Origin of the sequence: Mesorhizobium sp. M0317, from assembly GCF_040321555.1 — a bacterium.
Taxonomy (GTDB): domain Bacteria; phylum Pseudomonadota; class Alphaproteobacteria; order Rhizobiales; family Rhizobiaceae; genus Mesorhizobium.
This window is the reverse complement of record NZ_JAMYRV010000021.1, coordinates 39,464-57,711: the sequence shown is the minus strand read 5'-3', so window position 1 is coordinate 57,711 and position 18,248 is coordinate 39,464. Positions and strand designations below refer to the sequence as shown.

The 18,248-nt window shown below is 63.3% G+C and carries 18 protein-coding genes; 10 read left to right on the top strand and 8 right to left on the bottom strand.

The genetic code is table 11. The annotated features are described in order from the left end of the window. Positions 1 to 152 precede the first annotated feature (152 nt). The gene (locus tag NKI88_RS16395) at positions 153 to 440 is read right to left on the bottom strand and encodes a DUF3175 domain-containing protein (protein WP_352656156.1); all 288 of its coding nucleotides are present in this window, start codon (positions 438 to 440) and stop codon (positions 153 to 155) included. A gap of 230 nt (positions 441 to 670) precedes the next feature. On the opposite strand from NKI88_RS16395, the gene NKI88_RS16390 reads away from it, so the two are divergent. The 7 genes from NKI88_RS16390 to NKI88_RS16360 all read left to right on the top strand — a co-directional run bounded on the left by NKI88_RS16390 (position 671) and on the right by NKI88_RS16360 (position 8,657). Continuing rightward, complete coding sequence (locus tag NKI88_RS16390; protein ID WP_050587434.1) at positions 671 to 1,843, top strand: MFS transporter; 1,173 nt, start codon at positions 671 to 673, stop codon at positions 1,841 to 1,843. 159 nt (positions 1,844 to 2,002) lie between these two features. After that, a complete protein-coding gene (gene gntR, locus NKI88_RS16385) occupies positions 2,003 to 3,031 on the top strand; it encodes an HTH-type transcriptional regulator GntR (RefSeq protein WP_023682222.1) in 1,029 nt (342 codons plus the stop codon). Between the two features lie 324 nt (positions 3,032 to 3,355). Further along, on the top strand, positions 3,356 to 4,480 hold the full coding sequence (locus tag NKI88_RS16380) for a sugar ABC transporter substrate-binding protein (protein WP_023682221.1): 1,125 nt from the start codon (positions 3,356 to 3,358) through the stop codon (positions 4,478 to 4,480). 94 nt (positions 4,481 to 4,574) lie between these two features. After that, positions 4,575 to 6,140, top strand: a complete 1,566-nt coding sequence (locus tag NKI88_RS16375) for a sugar ABC transporter ATP-binding protein (protein WP_352656154.1) — start codon at positions 4,575 to 4,577, stop codon at positions 6,138 to 6,140. After that, a complete protein-coding gene (locus NKI88_RS16370) occupies positions 6,137 to 7,117 on the top strand; it encodes an ABC transporter permease (protein ID WP_023690800.1) in 981 nt (326 codons plus the stop codon). The genes NKI88_RS16375 and NKI88_RS16370 overlap by 4 nt, the downstream gene beginning before the upstream one ends. After that, a complete protein-coding gene (locus NKI88_RS16365; protein WP_023673071.1) occupies positions 7,114 to 8,100 on the top strand; it encodes an ABC transporter permease in 987 nt (328 codons plus the stop codon). The genes NKI88_RS16370 and NKI88_RS16365 overlap by 4 nt, the downstream gene beginning before the upstream one ends. A 2-nt stretch (positions 8,101 to 8,102) precedes the next feature. Then, a complete protein-coding gene (locus NKI88_RS16360) occupies positions 8,103 to 8,657 on the top strand; it encodes a gluconokinase (protein WP_352538907.1) in 555 nt (184 codons plus the stop codon). On the opposite strand, the gene NKI88_RS16355 is transcribed toward NKI88_RS16360, so the two are convergent. Continuing rightward, the gene (locus NKI88_RS16355) at positions 8,652 to 9,797 is read right to left on the bottom strand and encodes a hypothetical protein (protein WP_352656152.1); all 1,146 of its coding nucleotides are present in this window, start codon (positions 9,795 to 9,797) and stop codon (positions 8,652 to 8,654) included. The two genes, NKI88_RS16360 and NKI88_RS16355, sit on opposite strands and share 6 nt — an antisense overlap. A gap of 113 nt (positions 9,798 to 9,910) precedes the next feature. Between NKI88_RS16355 and NKI88_RS16350 the strand changes: the two genes are divergently transcribed. Next, a complete protein-coding gene (locus tag NKI88_RS16350; protein ID WP_502902360.1) occupies positions 9,911 to 11,452 on the top strand; it encodes an acyl--CoA ligase in 1,542 nt (513 codons plus the stop codon). A 65-nt stretch (positions 11,453 to 11,517) separates the two neighbouring features. Here NKI88_RS16350 and NKI88_RS16345 read toward each other — a convergent pair whose 3' ends face one another. Together NKI88_RS16345 and NKI88_RS16340 are read right to left on the bottom strand one after the other, a co-directional pair. After that, positions 11,518 to 11,967, bottom strand: a complete 450-nt coding sequence (locus tag NKI88_RS16345; protein WP_023673075.1) for an RrF2 family transcriptional regulator — start codon at positions 11,965 to 11,967, stop codon at positions 11,518 to 11,520. 261 nt (positions 11,968 to 12,228) lie between these two features. After that, positions 12,229 to 13,215 (bottom strand): sulfate ABC transporter substrate-binding protein, encoded by a 987-nt coding sequence (locus tag NKI88_RS16340; protein ID WP_023829213.1) that lies wholly within the window; start codon positions 13,213 to 13,215, stop codon positions 12,229 to 12,231. A gap of 240 nt (positions 13,216 to 13,455) precedes the next feature. Here NKI88_RS16340 and NKI88_RS16335 point away from each other — a divergent pair, with 240 nt between their 5' ends. After that, positions 13,456 to 13,728, top strand: a complete 273-nt coding sequence (locus tag NKI88_RS16335; RefSeq protein WP_081730991.1) for an antitoxin — start codon at positions 13,456 to 13,458, stop codon at positions 13,726 to 13,728. Beyond that, the gene (locus NKI88_RS16330) at positions 13,728 to 14,126 is read left to right on the top strand and encodes a type II toxin-antitoxin system VapC family toxin (RefSeq protein WP_352656150.1); all 399 of its coding nucleotides are present in this window, start codon (positions 13,728 to 13,730) and stop codon (positions 14,124 to 14,126) included. Before NKI88_RS16335 ends, NKI88_RS16330 begins: the two co-directional genes overlap by 1 nt. Before the next feature lie 14 nt (positions 14,127 to 14,140). Here the strand turns inward: NKI88_RS16330 and NKI88_RS16325 are convergent, their stop codons facing one another. From NKI88_RS16325 to NKI88_RS16310, 4 genes are all read right to left on the bottom strand, one after another. Beyond that, positions 14,141 to 15,181 carry a sulfate/molybdate ABC transporter ATP-binding protein gene (locus tag NKI88_RS16325; RefSeq protein ID WP_352656148.1) on the bottom strand — a complete coding sequence of 347 codons (1,041 nt, stop codon included), beginning with the start codon at positions 15,179 to 15,181 and terminating at the stop codon, positions 14,141 to 14,143. Positions 15,182 to 15,254: 73 nt separating this feature from the next. After that, on the bottom strand, positions 15,255 to 16,139 hold the full coding sequence (cysW, locus tag NKI88_RS16320; protein WP_023690809.1) for a sulfate ABC transporter permease subunit CysW: 885 nt from the start codon (positions 16,137 to 16,139) through the stop codon (positions 15,255 to 15,257). Then, on the bottom strand, positions 16,132 to 16,983 hold the full coding sequence (cysT, locus tag NKI88_RS16315; RefSeq protein WP_023687973.1) for a sulfate ABC transporter permease subunit CysT: 852 nt from the start codon (positions 16,981 to 16,983) through the stop codon (positions 16,132 to 16,134). The genes cysW and cysT overlap by 8 nt, the downstream gene beginning before the upstream one ends. Before the next feature lie 18 nt (positions 16,984 to 17,001). Then, entirely contained in the window at positions 17,002 to 18,030 is a 1,029-nt protein-coding gene (locus NKI88_RS16310) for a sulfate ABC transporter substrate-binding protein (protein WP_023673082.1), read from the bottom strand. Between the last annotated feature and the right edge of the window lie 218 nt (positions 18,031 to 18,248).

Sequence of the window (18,248 nt, the reverse complement as noted above, 5' to 3'; positions counted from 1 at the left end):
GGAAAGAGGACCTGTCACTAGGTCCAGTTGAGGTGAATTTGGCAGAGCCAATCGGGAGCGCTAAACGTTTGAACGGACTAAGTCGACGCGCTTAGGTCTTGGTTTATGCATGTCGTTGTCTCAAAACCGGCGCCACTTTTGAGCGACATGCATTAATCCTGCTGCGGCCGTCCGAAGGCCGCGCGCAGTTCGTCCTTGGCGTCCTCGAGCACTTTCCGGCGCGCCTGCGGCAGGTTCTTGCCGGCGCGGTTGATGTAGAAATTCAGCATCGCCATGGCCGACTGAAACGGCTCGGCCTTGCGGCGGTCGCTGTGCTCGGCCGAGCGCTTGAGCGAGGCCGCGATCTTCCTGGCGTCGTCGGCTTCGAAGATGTGGTCCTCAAGGTCCATCGCATCGCTATGCTCGGTCACCTCGGCCGACCATTTCTTTTTCGCGGTCATGACAAACTCCTTCCTGTCGCAAAACTCGGGCAGGCCGCCGCCGGTTCCCGAGAAAGTCGCCGGGCCGCTGGAGCCACGAATCATGGCCCTGTGGCGCTGCCCGTCGCGGTGAATGCGCCGATAGTGGCGACACAACGGTCGACTTCCCAGGACCGTAGACAGGAAACGCCTTGACCCCGATCGTCGCCAATCAGGCGGATAGCCCCGGCATCGACAGCAGCTACGCCTGGATGCGGCTTGCCATCTCCATGCTGCTGGCGACGATCGGTGCGGTCGGCATGTGGGCCGTCGTCGTCGTGCTGCCGGCCGTGCAGGCCGAGTTCGGCGTTGACCGCGCCGCGGCATCGATGCCCTACACCGCAACCATGGTCGGCTTCGCCGCCGGCAATGTGCTGGTTGGCCGCGCGGTCGATCGCATGGGGTATTGGATCCCGGCACTGCTATCCTCGGTGGCTCTCGCCGCCGGCCTGCTGCTCGCCGCGTTGTCGACCTCTATCCTGCAATTCACCCTTGCCCAGGGCGTGCTGATTGGTGTCGGCACATCGGTGATCTTCGGGCCGCTGATCGCCGACATCTCGCACTGGTTCAACCGTCGGCGCGGCGTCGCCGTCACGGCGGCGGCGGCTGGCAACTATCTCGCCGGAGCGCTCTGGCCAACCATCATGCCGACACTGATCAAGGCGGAAGGCTGGCGCTTCACCTATGCCGGCATCGGTGTCTTCTGCCTGGTCACCATGGTGCCACTGGTGCTGTTGTTGCGGCGCGCTGCTCCGGCGGCGGCTGCCGCCGGTTCACCCGGAAGCCGGCCAGTGCAGTCGATTTCGCTGTCGCCGGCGGCGTTACAGGTGCTGCTGATCGTTGCCGGTCTCGGTTGCTGCGTGGCGATGTCGATGCCGCAGGTGCACATCGTCGCCTATTGCATGGATCTTGGCTACGGCATTGCGCATGGCGCCGACATGCTGTCGATCATGATGGCGGCGGGCGTCGTCAGCCGGCTCGCCTCCGGCTTTGTCGCCGACCGCATCGGCGGCGTGAAAACCCTGCTTATCGGTTCCGTGCTGCAATGCCTGTCGCTTTTGTTTTACATCCCGTTCGACGGGCTTGCCTCGCTCTATGTCGTGTCGCTGGTGTTCGGCCTGTCGCAAGGCGGCATCGTGCCTTGCTATGCCATCATCGTGCGCGAATACCTGCCCGCCAGGGAGGCCGGCCAGCGTATCGGCATCGTCATGATGGCGACCATCTTCGGCATGGCGATCGGTGGCTGGATGTCGGGCTGGATCTACGACCTGACCGGCTCCTACGCCGCCGCGTTCCTCAACGGGATCGCGTGGAACTTGCTGAACATAGTGGCCATCGGGCTGCTGCTGTGGAAAGCAAAACGCAGTGCTGCCCTGATGGCTTAGGAAGGCAGGATTGCCCTGTTGCTTGACAAGGGCGATTGGCTGCGCGACGCCAGCAGGCGAGTGGGTGCGGCAGCAGCCGGTTGGCATGGTGGCGGTGGAAAAGCTGAACATGGTTTCGCAAGGGCGCAGCGGCCGGGGCCCGGCACGTGGAGGATGTCCATGACCAAGCCGCGCTCGCGTCGTGGGGGCGGCCGCCCGACCCTATCAGATGTGGCGCGCAAGGCCGGCGTCGGCGCCATCACCGTGTCGCGGGCGCTGCGCGAACCGGAACGCGTCAGCCAAGATCTGCGGCGCCAGATCCAGGCCGCCGTCGACGAACTCGGTTATGTCCCGGATCCCAATGCACGGGCGCTGGCCTCGGCGCGCGCCGATGTGTTCGGCGTGCTGGTGCCGTCGCTGACCAACAACGTCTTCGCAGAAGTGGTGCGCGGCATCTATGACAGCCTGTCGGACGGCCCGTTCCGCGTCCAGCTCGGCAACACCCATTATTCCGGCCTCGAGGAGGAGCGCCTGCTGCAGGTGTTCGCACCGCAGCGCCCGGCGGCGCTGATCGTGGCCGGCATCGACCAGACGCCGACCTCGCGAAAGCTGCTGGAGAGCGCGGGCTGCCCGGTGGTGCAGGTGATGGAGACCGGGCCCGATCCGGTCGACATGCTGGTCGGCTTCTCGCATTTCGACGGCGGCCGCACCGCGACCGAGCATCTGATCGAGGCGGGCTACCGGCGGATCGGCTTCATCGGCGCACGCATGGACCCGCGCTCGCAGCGGCGGCTTGCCGGCTATCGCGCGGCAATGGAGAAGGCCGGCCTGTTCGACCCGCGGCTGGTCACCACCACGCCGCTACTGTCCAGCGTGACGCTCGGCCGCGAGCTGCTTCGCGATGCGCTGGCCAAGATGCCGGCGCTCGACGGCGTCTTCTGCAACAATGACGACATCGCGCTCGGCGTTTTGTTCGAATGCCATAGCGCTGCGCTCAACGTGCCGAAAACAATCGGCATTGTCGGCTTCAACGACCTCGAAATGATGCAGGCGGCGTTCCCGCCGCTCACCAGTATCCGCACCCCTCGCTATGAAATCGGCCGTCGGTCTGTCGCCATGGCGCTGGCGGCGATCGCAGGACGAAGGCCTGAGCAGCGGGTCGTCGATCTCGGTTTCGAACTCAAGCCCCGCGAGAGCACCGCACGCTGAACAGGCTTTGGCGGCCTCAGCAAATGGTGCTTTACACAACGTCATGGTAGCGCTACCATTTTCGCCGGGCAGACGTTTTGATGAAAGGCCGCCCCTGTTTATTATACATAAGCAACAGCTCATGCTTGTTTATTATGTATAATATGCTAGTTTCGTTTCTCGCCTGTGAAGCGGCGAGGGGGAGGGGATCGGGCCGGCTTCGGCCCTTGAGACGTGGCGCCGGCCAGGCTGGAGGGCCTTCGGCAGGCGTGGAAAACACACCACGACAAACCGCATCAAATAAACAAGCAGCAGCAAATAAAACTACAACTGGGAGGAATATCTATGATCAAGTCACTTGTTGGTGGCATCGTTGCCGCCACTGCATTCGTCATGCTGAGTTCGTCGGCCATGGCCGACCCGGAAGTCGTCAAGGGACCGTCGGCTGAGCCGGATTGCTTTGCGCCCTGGGCGGCCGATACGCAGTTCTTCAAGTTCCCCAAGAAAGACGGCCCATACCGCATCGCGCTCGCCAATGGCTATATCGCCAACACCTGGCGCATCCAGATGGTGCAGACCGCCAAGGCCTATGCGGCCCAGCCGGAGGTCGCCGCGAAACTGAAGGAATTCAAGGTCGTCTCGACCGGCGAGGACGTGCCGGCCCAGATTTCGGCGATCAACAACTTCATCGATTCCGGCTATGACGCGATCGTCGTCAACGCCCAGAACCCGACCGCTTTCGGGCCGGTCATCAAGCGCGCCAAGGAAGCTGGCGTCATCCTCGTCGCCTTCGACAATATTCTCGACACCAAGGACGCCATCAACGTCAATGTCGACCAGAAGGGCCTTGGCGAATTGTGGGGCAAATGGCTGGTCGGCCATGTGCCGAATGGCGGCAAGGTGCTCGAAGTGCGCGGCGTTGCCGGAACTTCCGTCGACACCGACCGTCACAACGGCATCCATGAAGCGCTCGATGCCTCGGGCAAGAAATGGGACGTCACCGAGGTGGTCGGCAAATGGGACGACGGCGTGGCGCAGAAAGCCACGGCCGACGCCATTGCCACCAACGGTCCGTTCGACGGTATCACCGGGCAAGGCGGCGACACCGGCATCGTGCAGGCGATGATCGATGCCAAGCATGCTTTCGTGCCGTTCGGGGGGGAGACCGAGAACGGTTTCCGCAAGTTCTGCGCGGCACATGCCGGCGACGGGCTGAAATGCTCATCGGCCGGCACCGGTCCGGCGCAGGTCGCGGTTGCCATCAAGACGGCGATTGCCGCGCTCGAAGGCAACGTCGTTCCGCAAGCAGTGAAACTGCCACTGGCGATCGTCGAGGATCCGAACTTCAAGGCCGGTCAGGATTTCTTCCCCGACCAGTCCGACAATTTCTTCGTCGGCAATTCCTTCCCGACCTGCGGCATCAATTTCACCGCGCAGGAAATCATGGGTCAGACCAAAGCTGACCAATAGGGGCTGACCAATAGGCGGCATATCCGGCGCCGCGGGCTCTCCGCGGCGCCGGCCACTCGATATCCCTTGAAGTCAAACTGCCTCGGGAGGGCCGATGGACGGTGCGGTTCCGCTCTTCCGGATGGAAGGCATATCCAAGCGCTATGGTGGTGTGCGGGCGCTGGAAAAGGCCGAGCTTTCGGTCTCGTCCGGTAGCATCCACGCCATTCTCGGCGAAAACGGCGCCGGCAAATCGACGCTGATCAAGGTCATGGCGGGCGTCGTCGCGCCCGACGAAGGCCGCATGATGCTGAACGGCAGCGAGGTGACGTTCGCTTCGCCTGCTGCTGCAAACAAGGCCGGCATCGTCTGCATCTTCCAGGAGCTGTCGCTGGTTCCCGAACTCAGCGTTGCCGACAACATCGTCATCTCCGATCCGCCGAAGCGTTTCGGCATGATCGACCGCAAGGCGCAGCGCCGCATTGCCGAGGATGCGCTGGCACGCGCAGGTGCGGCCGACATCCATCCATTGGCGCTGGTCAAGGATCTTCCGCTTTCAAGAAGACAGATGGTCGAGATCGCCAAGGCATTGGCCAGGAAGCCGCGCATCCTGATCCTCGACGAGGCGACCTCGGCGCTGACCGCGACGGACGTTGCCAGAATATTCAGCGTGCTCAAGCGACTGCGCTCGGAAGGGCTGGCGCTGCTTTACATTTCGCACCGCATGAACGAGATCGCCGAGCTTGCCGACCACTGCACGGTGTTTCGCAACGGCCGCAATGTCGCCAGCTACAAGGCAGGCACAAAGAGCGACAACGAAGTCGTCGAACTGATGATCGGGCGCGAATACAGCCATATTTTCCCGCCGAAACCCGCGCGCGCTGCCGCCGCCGCCGTTCCTGTGCTGGAGGCGCGCAAGCTGTCCTGGACGGACCGGCTGGACAATGTCTCGCTGACCGTCGGGGCAGGCGAGGTCGTCGGCCTTGGCGGCCTGGACGGCCAGGGCCAGCGCGAATTGCTGCTTGCCTTTTTCGGTGTGCTGCGCGGCCTCGGCGGCCATATCCTTATCGACGGCAAGCCGGTTTCGATCGCCAGCCCGCAAGCGGCGCGCGACGACCGCATCGGCATGGCGCTGATCCCGGAGGACCGCAAGACCGAAGGCCTGATGCTGCCGATGACGGTGCGCGAGAACCTCTCCTTTGCCGCCCTAGACCGGCTGTCCAAGGCCGGCATCATCGACCGCGCCGCCGAACAGCGGCTGATCGACGACATGGTCGGGCTGCTGGCGATCAAGACGGCCGGCCTCGACATTCCGGTCGGTGCGCTGTCGGGGGGCAACCAGCAGAAGGTGGTCATCGCCAAATGGCTGATGCGCCAGCCGCGCATCATCCTGCTCAACGATCCGACGCGCGGCATCGATGTCGGCACCAAGCAGGAACTCTATCAACTGATGCGCAAGCTGGCGGATGCGGGGGCGGCGATCCTGTTCTATTCAACCGACTATGACGAACTGATCGGCTGCTGCGACCGCGTGCTGGTGCTCTATGACGGCGCGGTCAAGCGCGAGCTGGTCGGAGCCGAGATCACCGAGCGGGCGCTGATTGCAAGCGCGCTCAACATCCACGGCGATGACGCCGGCGGAAGAGACGATGCCGGCGCAAGACAGGGAGCGGACGCGTGAAAGAGTGGCGCTACTGGCTGGCCGAGCAGCGCGGAACACTGATGGCACTCGGCATATTCATTGTCATGTTCGTCATCTACACCTCGAACCATCCGGCGGGCTTCACCGCCAATGTCGTGCAGACGGCGTCCAACAAGGGCGTGCTGCTCGCCTTCGTCGCCATGGCGCAGACACTGGTCGTGATCACCGCCGGCATCGACCTCTCCGTCGGCATGATCTTCACGCTGACCAATTGCCTCGCCTCCTGGCTGGTCATCGGCACCGGCCTCGAGACCGCTTTCGGCGTCATCGCCGTGCTCGGCACCGGGCTCCTGTGCGGAGCGATCAACGGCGCCATCGTCATCTACGGCCGCCTGCAGCCGATCGTCGCCACGATCGCCACGGGTGCGGTCTATTTCGGCATCGCGCTGCTGCTCAGGCCGTTTCCCGGCGGTTCGGTCAACGAAGGTCTCGCCGACGCGCTGACCGGACGCCTGTTGGGCGTGGTGCCGGCGAGCCTGGTCGTGCTGCTCGCCGTCGTGCTCGTGGTCTGGGTACCGTTCAGCCGCTCGGTGCTCGGGCGCGCGGCCTATGCGGCCGGATCCTCGGAGACGGCGGCCTACATGTCCGGTGTGCCGATAAGGCGCGGCAAGTTCGCTGCCTACGCGCTCGCAGGCCTGTTGGCCGCGATCGGCGGACTGTTCCTGACCTTCTTCACCTATACGGGCGATGCAGCCTATGCCAGCGGCAACGCCTATACGCTGTTTTCAATCGCCGCGGTGGTGCTGGGCGGCGTCTCGCTGTTCGGCGGCAAAGGCAGCGCCATCGGCGCCATCTTCGGCGCGCTGGCCTTCCGCACCATCGGCGACCTGTTGTTCGTGTTCGATTTCGACCCGCTATGGCAGCCACTGTTCCAGGGCGTTATCCTGCTGGTTGCGGTCAGCCTCGGCGCCTTCGCACTGTTTCGGGTCCGCAACCGGCTGGAGTGGTTCCTGTGAGCGAAACGACGTTGGGCGGCATCGCCGGCCGCATGCCGAAATTCATCCGCCGCGCCGATCCGGCGGTGCTGACGGCCTTCGCCTGCATCGTGCTGTTGCTGTTCCTAGGCAGCCTCTATTCCAGGAGCTTTCTGTCGCCTGAATATCTCTTGCAGCAGCTCAAGGTGGCCTCGTTCCTCGGCGTCATCGCCACAGGCATGATGCTGGTCATCCTGCTAGGCCAAATCGACCTGTCGGTGCCGTGGGCGGTGGCGGCGGGCGCGATGATGGCGTGTGCGGCTGCCGCCTATGGCCCGATCGGTGTGGCGCTGGCCATCCCGTTCGGCATCTTTTGCGGGGTGCTGATCGGCATCGTCAACGGCTTTGGCGTCGCCTATCTGCGCATACCCTCGATGATCATCACGCTCGCCACCAACGCTGTCGCGCAAGGGCTCATGGTCGTTTATACCGGCGGCTACTCGCCACAGGATTCGGCCACCGGCGCCATGCGCTATCTTGCGACAGGTTTTACCATTCCTGGCGTGCCTAACGCCGTCATCATCTGGGCGCTGATTGGCGCTGCGATGGTGTTCGTGCTGTCCCGCACCAGCTTCGGCCGCACCGTCTACGGCATCGGCAACCGCGAGCGTGCCGCCTATCTCTCCGGCATCGATACAAGGCGCGTGGTGATGATCGCCTTCGCTATCTCAGGCGGGCTGTCCGCCTTTGGCGGAGTGCTTCTCGCCGGCTATGCCTCCAAGGCGGCGCAATCGATGGGCGATGCCTATCTCCTGCCGTCGATCGCCGCCGTGGTTCTGGGCGGCACCTCCATCCTGGGTGGCCGCGGCTCCTATCTCGGCACCGTCGCCGGTGTCATTCTGATCACCCTCCTGCAGTCCATACTCTCGGTCATGCAGATGCCGGAGGCGGGGCGGCAGATCGTCTATGGCCTGGTCATCGTCGCCATGCTCCTGCTCTACGGCCGCGCGCCGGCAAGCCGCTGACCGTGGACGAAGAGACGGCACAGGCGCCAATGGGCGCTACCGGCTCAGTGCCTCGGGCCATTGTGGTGATGGGCGTCGCCGGCTGCGGAAAATCGGCTGTCGGCAAAGCATTGGCAGCAGAGGAAGGGGCCGTCTTTGTCGAAGGCGACAGGCTGCACCCACCCGAAAACGTCGCCCGCATGGCGAGCGGCGAGCCGCTCACAGATCAACTGCGTGAGGGCTGGCTCGATGCCATCGGCGAGCGGATCGCCGACCTGACCGGCAGCGGCCAAAGCGTGGTTGCCGCCTGCTCGGCGCTGAAGCGCAGCTACCGCGATCGTCTGCGTGGCTTCCGCCGGGATATCGATTTCATCTATCTGAAGATCGATCCCGCAACCGCCAAGCAGCGTGTCGCCAACCGCAAGGGCCATTTCATGCCGGCAAGCCTGGTCGAAAGCCAGTTCGCCATCCTTGAGCCGCCTGGCGCCGACGAGCGGGCGCTGACGGCCGACGCCACACTTCCAGTGGCTGAGATCGTCACCGCCGTTGCCAGCCTGCTGGCCGGCGCAAAATCATGAACCACCCTCGTCGGGCAAGGCGGTTTCCGGCCGTTCGGTGAACCGGTCGGCGCCGGACCAGACCATCATTTGCTCGGGATAGAGTTTCAGCGCCTCCAGCAAGCGGTCGCGCTTGAGCAATATGTACTCGGCCTGCAGCGCCATGTTCTTGGCGCCGGCTCTGGCCGCGCGCTCGCCGGCCTCTGCCGGGGCCGGCACCAGTTCGGGACTTAGGACGGCGCGGTATTGGCGGAACGGATCGGTCTCGAAGGTCGACATGGAAAACAGCGCCGCCTTGCCTCTGGCAGCGAAATTCGTTGGCGCCGAGGCGAGGTGAGTCCAGCCGCTCTCGCCAAGGCCGACTTCGGTGAATGTCGAGCCGGCATGCACGGTGTTGGTCACCAATACGACGCCGTTGTTGCCAAGGATCTTCTGGATCCGGCCGGTGACCTGGTAGGCGTCGCTGCGGTCGAACACGATCCGGCTTTTCAGGAAACGGTTCTCGACCCGAACCATCGGCGGGTTCAGGAAGCGCAAGCCGAACGTCGAATCGGATATGCCGTGAGCCCTGACGCTGAGCTGGTGTGTCTCGATACCGGCCTCATGGAGAGCGCGTTTGCCGATGATGGTCTGTGCCGTGAACTGATCGCACCAGATGATAGCGCCGTGGCCGCGCTTCAGCGCCGCTTGCAGGCCTTCCAGGCCCTCCAGCCGGATATCAGGTGACCAGCGGCGGCCGATGAGATGCGCGGCAAGCAGCAAACGCCGGCGGTGGTTGGCGCAGAGCAAGGCCCTGAACTGCCTTTGCGCATCGATGCCATTGCCGAGCACGGCGCGCGTCGCCGCGGCGTAGCGCACGAAATCCTTGCGGATATGGCGCTTGAGGCGCAGCCCCGATATGCGACTGCAGATCGCGGCCCACCAATTGACCGGCAGCAATGCCGCGACCCCGAGATAGAAGGCGGCCAGCAGCAGCTCGCGGAAATCCCTGTTGTTGAAGGTGCGCAACTTGCCGGCGCGGACCTGCTTGCGGCTGAAGAAGCGGACATGCTCGGCGCGTTCGGGCACCAGGATGTCGGCGATGATTTCCGTATGATAAATGACGGCGGAAGATGGTGTCCGGTCGGCTTTCCGGGATTTTCCCAACCACGGCAGCCTCATCCGATCGGTGTCCACCTGTTCTTGCGTGCGTCCGGAAATCGCTTTACTGCGTCTGCCACGGGCGCGCAATCGGCGCCGGCAAGGCCATGGTGAACGCCATTCAGGGTTCGAACTTGAAACAGGCCCTATCGGTAGCACTTCCCCAACTGGCGCCCTGGCGGCCGGCTGCGGTGGCGCTGATGGCGCCGGACCGGCCGTCCCTGAGCTTTGCCGGCCTCGCCAATCTTGTCGACAAGCTCTGCGGCGATCTCGCCAGGCGTGGCGTTGCCCGCGGCACGGCCGTCGGCATCGTCTTGCCCAACGGCCCGGTAATGGCGGCCTGTTTCCTGGCGGTCTCGGCGTTGGCGACGGCGGCGCCGCTCAATCCGGCTTACGGCGAAGACGAATTCCGCTTCTATCTCGGCGATCTCGATGTGAAGCTGCTGCTGTGCGGACAAGGCATGGGCGATGCCGCGCGCAACGCCGCAAAGGGGCTCGGCATTGCGGTGCTCGACGTCATCGTGACTGACGGCGCCAAGGCCGGCGAGTTTCTGCTGGCGGGCGACGCCGAGGTGGAGGCTGCCAGCGAGGCTCGCCTCGACGATATGCAGTTCAACGGACCCGACGATTTCGCGCTTGTCCTGCACACATCGGGAACCACGGCGCGACCGAAGATCGTCGGCTTGCGGCAGCGCAATCTGCAGGCATCGATGGCCAACATCGCCAGCACCCTGGCGCTGTCGGCAAACGATATGTGTCTCAACGTGATGCCGCTGTTCCACATTCACGGGCTGATGGCGGCGCTCAGCGCACAGCTGGCAGTCGGCGGCGCTGTTGTCTGCACGCCGGGCTTCAACCCGCTCAAATTCTACGGCTGGCTGGGCGATTTCCGGCCGAGCTGGTACAGCGCGGTGCCGACCATGCATCAGGCGATCCTGGCGCGCGCCGCCCGCAATGGCGAAACCATCGCGGCTGCGCGGCTGCGCTTCATCCGCTCGTCTTCGGCAGCGCTTCCCGACACCGTGTTCCGCGACCTCGAGCGCGTCTTCGGCTGTCCGGTGGTCGAGGCCTATGGGATGACCGAGGCGGCGCACCAGATGACATCCAACGGCCTGCCGCCGGCACGCCGCAAGCCAGGCTCGGTCGGCCTGCCTGCGGGTCCGCAGGTGACGATCCTGGACGACAAGGGGACGATCCTGCCGGCGGGTGAAAAGGGCGAGATCGCGGTGCGCGGCGCCAACATCCATGATGGCTATCTCGACAATCCGGTGGCCAATGAAGCTGCCTTCAGCGATGGCTGGTTCCGCACCGGCGACCAGGGCCTCATCGACGAGGATGGCGATCTGAAGATCACCGGGCGGCTGAAGGAGATCATCAATCGCGGCGGCGAAAAGATCTCGCCGCTCGAGGTCGACAATGTGCTGCTCGATCATCCGCTGGTGGCGCAGGCGGTGACCTTCGCCGTGCCGCACGCCATGCTCGGCGAAGAGGTGGGTGCGGCCATCGTGCTGGCCGAGGGCGCCACCGCCGATGCCGAGCAGATACGCGATTTCGCGCGCAGCCGGATCGTCGAGTTCAAGGTGCCGCGCCACATCCTGTTTCTCCAGGAGATACCCAAGGGTCCCACCGGCAAAATCCAGCGCGTCGGCCTGGCCGGCAAGCTCGGCCTGGTCTGAGGACTCTCATTTCAGCATGATCTTGTCCGAAAACCGGTTCGCACTTTTCGGGACCATGCTCTAATTTAGATCTGCGATGTCAGCTCGACCGGAAAATCATCATTGTCGGCGTCGCGCATGGCGGCGAGGCTGCGATTGTCCAGCACTTCGGCGATCGCCTGGCGCACTTCCAGCATCATGTGCCGGACTTGGCAGGTCGCCTCGTCGCAATCCTCGCAGCGCTGGTATTGCGTGCGGCTGGCGCAGGGTATGGGAGCGAGCGGGCCGTCCAGCACGCGCACGACGTGGCCGATCTTGATTTCGGAAGCCGGCCGGGCGAGGCGATAACCGCCTTCCTTGCCCTTGCGGCTGAGGACGAAGCCGGCATTGCGCAGCTCGCCCAGAATGGCATCCAGAAATTTCTTCGGGATGTTGTTGGCGATCGCGATGTCGTTGACGAATGCAAGCTGGCCGACCGGCAGGCCGGAAAGATGCACGAGGGCCTTGAGGCCGTATTTGCCTTTTTTGGTAAGCATGCCCGCTTCAGTTCATGAAAACCCCAACCACCCGCATCTGGCGGTTGTTTGTGTGCAAATCATGACGTTTCGTCTGAACAACCCGGTTTCGCGTAGAACAAGCCGCCCGGTTGAGACGTTAGGCACAAAGGCGTTGATTCTTTGTAACGTTTTTCGCCGATCGCGACAGATTCCGCATGAAAGCCGTTTGTCGGCGCGCGAAAACGAAAAAGCCGGCAAAGCGCCGGCTTTCTTGTGAGGTGAGGTCGAACGCTGCTGATATCAGCGGCTGCCATAGGTCTGGTCGAGCAGACCGCCGGCGGCGAAGTGCTCCTTCTGTACCTTGTCCCAGCCGCCAAAGACGTCTTCCACCGTCAGCAGGCGGACATCGGGGAAGTCGGCCTTGTATTTTGCCGCGACTTCAGCGTTGCGGGCGCGCAGGCCATTTTCAGCCGCGATGGTCTGGCCCTCGGGCGTGTAGAGGAAGTCGAGATAGGTCTTGGCGAGGTCACGGCTGCCGTGCTCGTCGGCGACCTTGTCGACGATCGCCACCGGGAATTCGGCGAGCAGGCTGACCGTTGGCGTGACCTGTTCGAACTTGTCGTTGCCATACTCCTTGCGGATGCCGCGCGTTTCCGACTCGAAGGTGATCAGCACGTCGCCGATCTCGCGCTGCACGAAGGTGGTGGTGGCGGCGCGCCCGCCGGTGTCGAAGATCGGCACGTTGTTGAACAGCTTGGTGACGAACTCCTTCACCTTGGCGTCGTCGCCCTTGAAGGCTTCCTTGGCGTAGGCGGTTGCGGCCAGATAGGTGTAGCGCGCATTGCCCGAGGTCTTGGGGTTGGGGAAGATCACCTGCACGTCGTCGCGCACGAGGTCGTTCCAGTCCTTGATGTGCTTGGGGTTGCCCGCGCGGACGAGAAAGGATGGGAGCGAATAGAAGGGCGAGGCGTTGTCGGGGAAATCCTTCTGCCAGTCGGCGGCGACGAGGCCTTTCTTGACCAGAAAGTCGATGTCGGTGACCTGGTTGAAGGTGACGACATCGGCGCCGAGGCCTTCGGCAATGGCGCGCGCCTGCGCCGAGGTGCCGGCATGCGACTGGTCGACGGTGACGCCCGGATGGCCGGCGACGAAAGCCTTGTTCACCTGGGCGAACAATTCGCGGCCGACATCATAGGAAGCGTTGAGCAATTTGTCGGCCGACCAGGCCTGCGAAGAGGCGAGGACCAGGCCGGCGACGGTGGCGACGCTGAGCAAAAAACGCTTCATGAAAACAGGCTCCGATGTGCAATGCGTTGCCAGAACATAGCCGGGCCGGAGGGTGTACTGCGAGGCACACGGGGCAGACGTATGGCGTTGCAGCGAAAAAGAAATCGCTGAAGCAGGTTATTGGCGAAAATTCATTCCAGCCGAAATGCCGGTGCGTTGGGGTTTTCTGTGGTTTGCAATTCGAAGCCGAGTGGCATATACAAATGGCATATACAAGTGGAACAGACAGGGGAGGCTGCCATGCCGCAGCACCGTCACTCAATACCACCGCCCAGGGAGGCGAAGCTCTTCCGCAACAACCGCAGCCAGGCGGTGCGCATTCCCGTCGAGTTCGAGCTTCCCGGCGAAAAAGTCCTCATCAGCCGCGACGGCGATCGCCTGGTTATCGAGCCAGTCCGTAAACCAGGCCTCACCGCCTTGCTCACCCAATGGGCGAAAGAGCCGCCGCTTGGTCCTGAAGACGACTTTCCCGAGATCCATGATGCGCCCGTGGGGCCTGAGGATATCTTTTGATGCGGTTCATGCTGGACACCAACATTCTCAGCGACATGATCCGAAACCCTGCCGGCAAGGCTGCCAGTACGGCGGTTCGCGCGGGAGACGGTGCCCTGTGCACCAGCATCGTTGTCGCCTCGGAGCTGCGTTATGGCTGCGCCCGCAAGGGATCGGCCAAGCTGCTCGCCAAGGTCGAGCAATTGCTCGCCGAGTTACCTGTGCTGCCGCTCGATGTGCCGATGGATAACGAATACGGAGCACTTCGTGCCGAGCTGGAGGCCAGAGGCCAGCCAATCGGCCACAATGATCTTTTCATTGCTGCCCATGCCTGTGTGTTGGGGACGACACTGGTGACGGCCAACACCGCTGAGTTCCGTCGGATCAAGGGCCTGACGGTCGAGAACTGGCTGGAGTAGCGCCGGATCGATGTCTATGCCGCCGGGAAAAGCTTCCAGCGCCTTGGCCTGAACGCCACCCGGCTCTTCTGCGCCGCAGGATGGTCCACAGGCAGTTCGATCTCGACGCGCTGGCGCTCGCCGCCGATTTCCAGTTCGACGCGTCTTGTGCCGGCGACGCGGCGGCTGGCGGCGACCGTGCCGGCGATGCAGCCGCTGCAGCCGTCGAGCAGTTCGATATCGTGCGGGCGGAAATACAGCGTCGCATCGCCCTCGGGTGCGTGCGGCGCCGACACGCCGATCGGACGGTCGGCGAGCCAGATCTCGCCATTCTCAACCTTGACCGGCAGCATGCTCGATTCGCCGATGAAGGAGTAGACGAAGGGCGAGTTCGGCGTGTCGTAGATCTCGTCGGCGGAGCCGACCTGCTCGATGCGGCCCTGGCTCATCACCACGACGCGGTCGGCAAGCTCGAGCGCCTCTTCCTGGTCGTGGGTGACGAAGACGGTGGTGTGGCCGGTACGGTCATGGATCTCGCGCAGCCAGCGGCGGAGTTCCCGGCGCACCTGCGCATCGAGCGCGCCGAACGGCTCGTCGAGCAACAGCACCTTGGGCTCGATGGCCATGGCCCGGGCGAGCGCCACGCGCTGGCGCTGGCCACCGGAAAGTTGCGCCGGATAGCGCTTTTCCAGGCCGGAAAGCTGAACGAGATCGAGCAGTTCGGTGGCGCGTCGGCGGATTTCGGCCGCCGGTGGTCGCGACGGTCCATGCCGGACCTTGAGGCCGAAGCCTATATTGTCGGCGACCGTCATGTGCCGGAAAAGCGCATAGTGCTGGAAGACGAAGCCGACATTGCGCTCCTGGATCGAGCGGTGCGAGGCGTCCTCGTCGCCGAAGAAGATCTTTCCGCGCGTCGGCCGCTCCAGGCCGGCGATAAGCCTCAGCAGCGTCGTCTTGCCGGAGCCGGATGGCCCAAGCAGCGCGATCAGCTCACCCGACTTGATGTCAAGCGATACGTCATGGAGGGCCGGAAACCGGTCAAACTCCTTGCGTACGTTGGCAACGCGAACTTCCATGTAAATCCCTCAGTAATTTGGTGCATGTCGTTGTCCCAAAACCGGTTGCCAGTCTTGGGCGACATGCATTTAGTCAGTGCCCGCGCGTCGCGGCGATCTCGGCGCCGTAGCGCATCTCTAGAAGTGTTTTCAAGACCAGCGTGACCAGCGCCAGGCCGGCAAGCAGCGAAGCGACGGCAAAAGCGCCGACGGCGTTGTACTCGTTGTAGAGGATTTCGACATGCAACGGCATGGTGTTGGTCAGCCCGCGTATGTGGCCCGACACGACCGAGACCGCGCCGAATTCGCCCATCGAGCGGGCGTTGCATAAAAGCACGCCGTAGAGCAATCCCCATTTGACGTTGGGCAGCGTCACGTACCAGAAGGTCTGCCAGCCATTGGCGCCGAGAGAGAGCGCGGCTTCCTCGTCGCCGTTGCCCTGTTCCTGCATCAGCGGGATCAGTTCGCGGGCAACGAAGGGGAAGGTGACGAAGATGGTCGCGAGCACGATGCCGGGCACGGCGAACAAGATCTGGATGCCGTGCGCCTTCAGCCATTCACCGAACAGTCCCTGAGCGCCAAACAAAAGCACATAGACCAGGCCGGAAATGACCGGCGAGACCGAGAAGGGCAGGTCGATCAGCGTGGTCAGAAAAGCCTTGCCCTTGAACTCGAACTTGGCGATCGCCCAGGCAGCCGAAATGCCGAAGACGACGTTAAGCGGCACGGCGATCACCGCCACCAGCAGCGTCAGCCGGATCGCCGAGCGCGTATCGGGATTGGAGAGCGATTCCGTGTAGGCGCCAATGCCTTTCGCCAGCGCCTCGTGGAAGACGATGATCAGCGGCAGCAGCAGGAAGATGGCGAGGAAGGCGAAGGCCACCGCCATCAGCAGCAGCCGCACCGGCCGGCTTTCGGTCACCGCCGCCGACCGGCTCTCGTGATGCGGTTCGTAGGATTTGATCTCGGGGTCAGCCATAGCGCTTGCGACTCCATGACTGCGCCAGGTTGATGACCAGCAGCATCACGAACGACAGCAAAAGCATGATCGCCGCGATCGCGGTGGCCGCCGGATAATTGTACTCCTCGAGCCGGATGACGATCAGAAGCGGTGCGATCTCCGACTTGTAGGGAAGGTTGCCGGCGATGAAGATGACCGAGCCGTATTCGCCGACGCCGCGCGCGAAGGCGAGTGAGAAGCCGGTGATGATGGCCGGCGCCAGGCCGGGAAACAGGATGCGGGTGATGATCTGGAAGCGGTTGGCGCCGAGCGTCGCGGCGGCTTCCTCCACTTCCTTGTCGATCTCTTCCATGATCGGCTGCACCGTGCGCACGACAAACGGCAGGCCGATGAAGACAAGCGCCACGACAATGCCGAGCGGCGTGTAGGCGACCTTGATGCCGAGCGGCGCCAGGAGATGGCCGATCCAGCCATTGGGCGCATAAAGAGTGGTCAGCGCAATGCCCGCGACCGCGGTCGGCAGCGCGAAGGGCAGGTCGACCATGGCGTCGACGACGCGGCGGCCGGGGAAGCGGTAGCGCACCAGCACCCAGGCGACGAGCGTGCCGAAGACGACGTTGACGGCGGCTGCGATGAAGGCTGTGCCGAAGCTGATTTCGAGTGCGTTGATGGTCCGGCGGTCGGTGGCGATCGCCCAGAAATCGGTCCAGCCGAGGGCTGCCGAGCGCCAGATCAGGCCCGATAGGGGGATGAGGATGATGAGCGTGAGGTAGGCAAGCGAGAAGCCGAGCGTCAATCCGAAACCCGGAATGACACTCGGCTGTCTGAATCGCCACCCCGCCTTGGCGGGTGCTATGGTCATGTCGTCCTGATCTAAATCCTACTGGGCCGGCTTGTAGATCTGGTCGAATATACCACCATCGCCGAAATGATAAGGCTGTGCCTTCTTCCAGCCGCCAAAAAGCGGATCGTCGATGGAGATCAGCTTGATTTCGGGCGTCTTCGGAATGTCAGCCGCATCCACCAGCTCGGGCTTGGCCGGACGATAGTGGTTCTTGGCGATGATCGTCTGGGCTTCCTTGGAATAGAGCCAGCCGAGATAGGCTTCGGCGACCTTGCGGGTGCCCTTGGCATCCACATTGGCGTCGACGATCGCCACCGGCGGCTCGGCCAGGATCGAGGTCGGGGGGTAGACGATCTCGAAATTGTCGGCGCCGAATTCATTGAGCGCCAGATAGGCGTCGTTTTCCCAGCCGATCAGCACGTCGCCGATGCCCTTTTGCGCGAAGGTGACCGTCGAGCCGCGCGCGCCGGTGTCGAGCACCGGAGCATTGGCGTAGAGCTTGCCGACGAATTCCTTGTTCTTGGCTTCGTCGCCGCCATCATTGGCGTTGGCATAGGCCCAGGCGGCGAGGTAGTTCCAGCGGGCGCCACCCGACGTCTTCGGGTTCGGGGTGATCACCTGGACACCGTCCTTGACCAGATCGCTCCAGTCATGGATGCCCTTGGGGTTGCCCTTGCGGACCAGGAAGATGATGGTCGAGGTGTATGGCGCCGAATTGTTTTCGAATTTCTTGCGCCAGTCCGGATTGATCTTCTTCGACTTGGTGACGATGGCGTTGATGTCGCCCTCCAGCGCCAGCGTGACCACATCGGCATCGAGGCCGTCGATCACGGCGCGGGCCTGGGCGCCCGATCCGCCATGCGATTGCTGGATGGTAACCGTCTCGCCGGTCTCAGCCTTCCAGTGTGCGACGAAGGCTTCGTCATAGGCCTTGTAGAGTTCGCGTGTCGGGTCGTAGGACACGTTCAGAATGGTCGTATCGGCAAACGCGAAACCGAGCGTGCCGAACTGGATCGATGTGGCGACCAGTGCGCCGAGCAGTTTCTTGAAATGAGGTTTGGTCATTTCCGCCTCCGTTGATGACGGCTGAACTCTATCGAATTGATAGAAATTAGATGCATTCAACGTTGCATTTTTTGTCCCCCCGAAGGAAATTTTCGCCGATATTGGGTTTCGGAAGGAAATATTTTCCTCATATTGGTCTAACCCGAATCCGGCCGGTTTGACGCTATCTAGGAGCTGACAGCGCAGAAGCAAGGCCGAGCGACGGAAGGCTCGCTGTA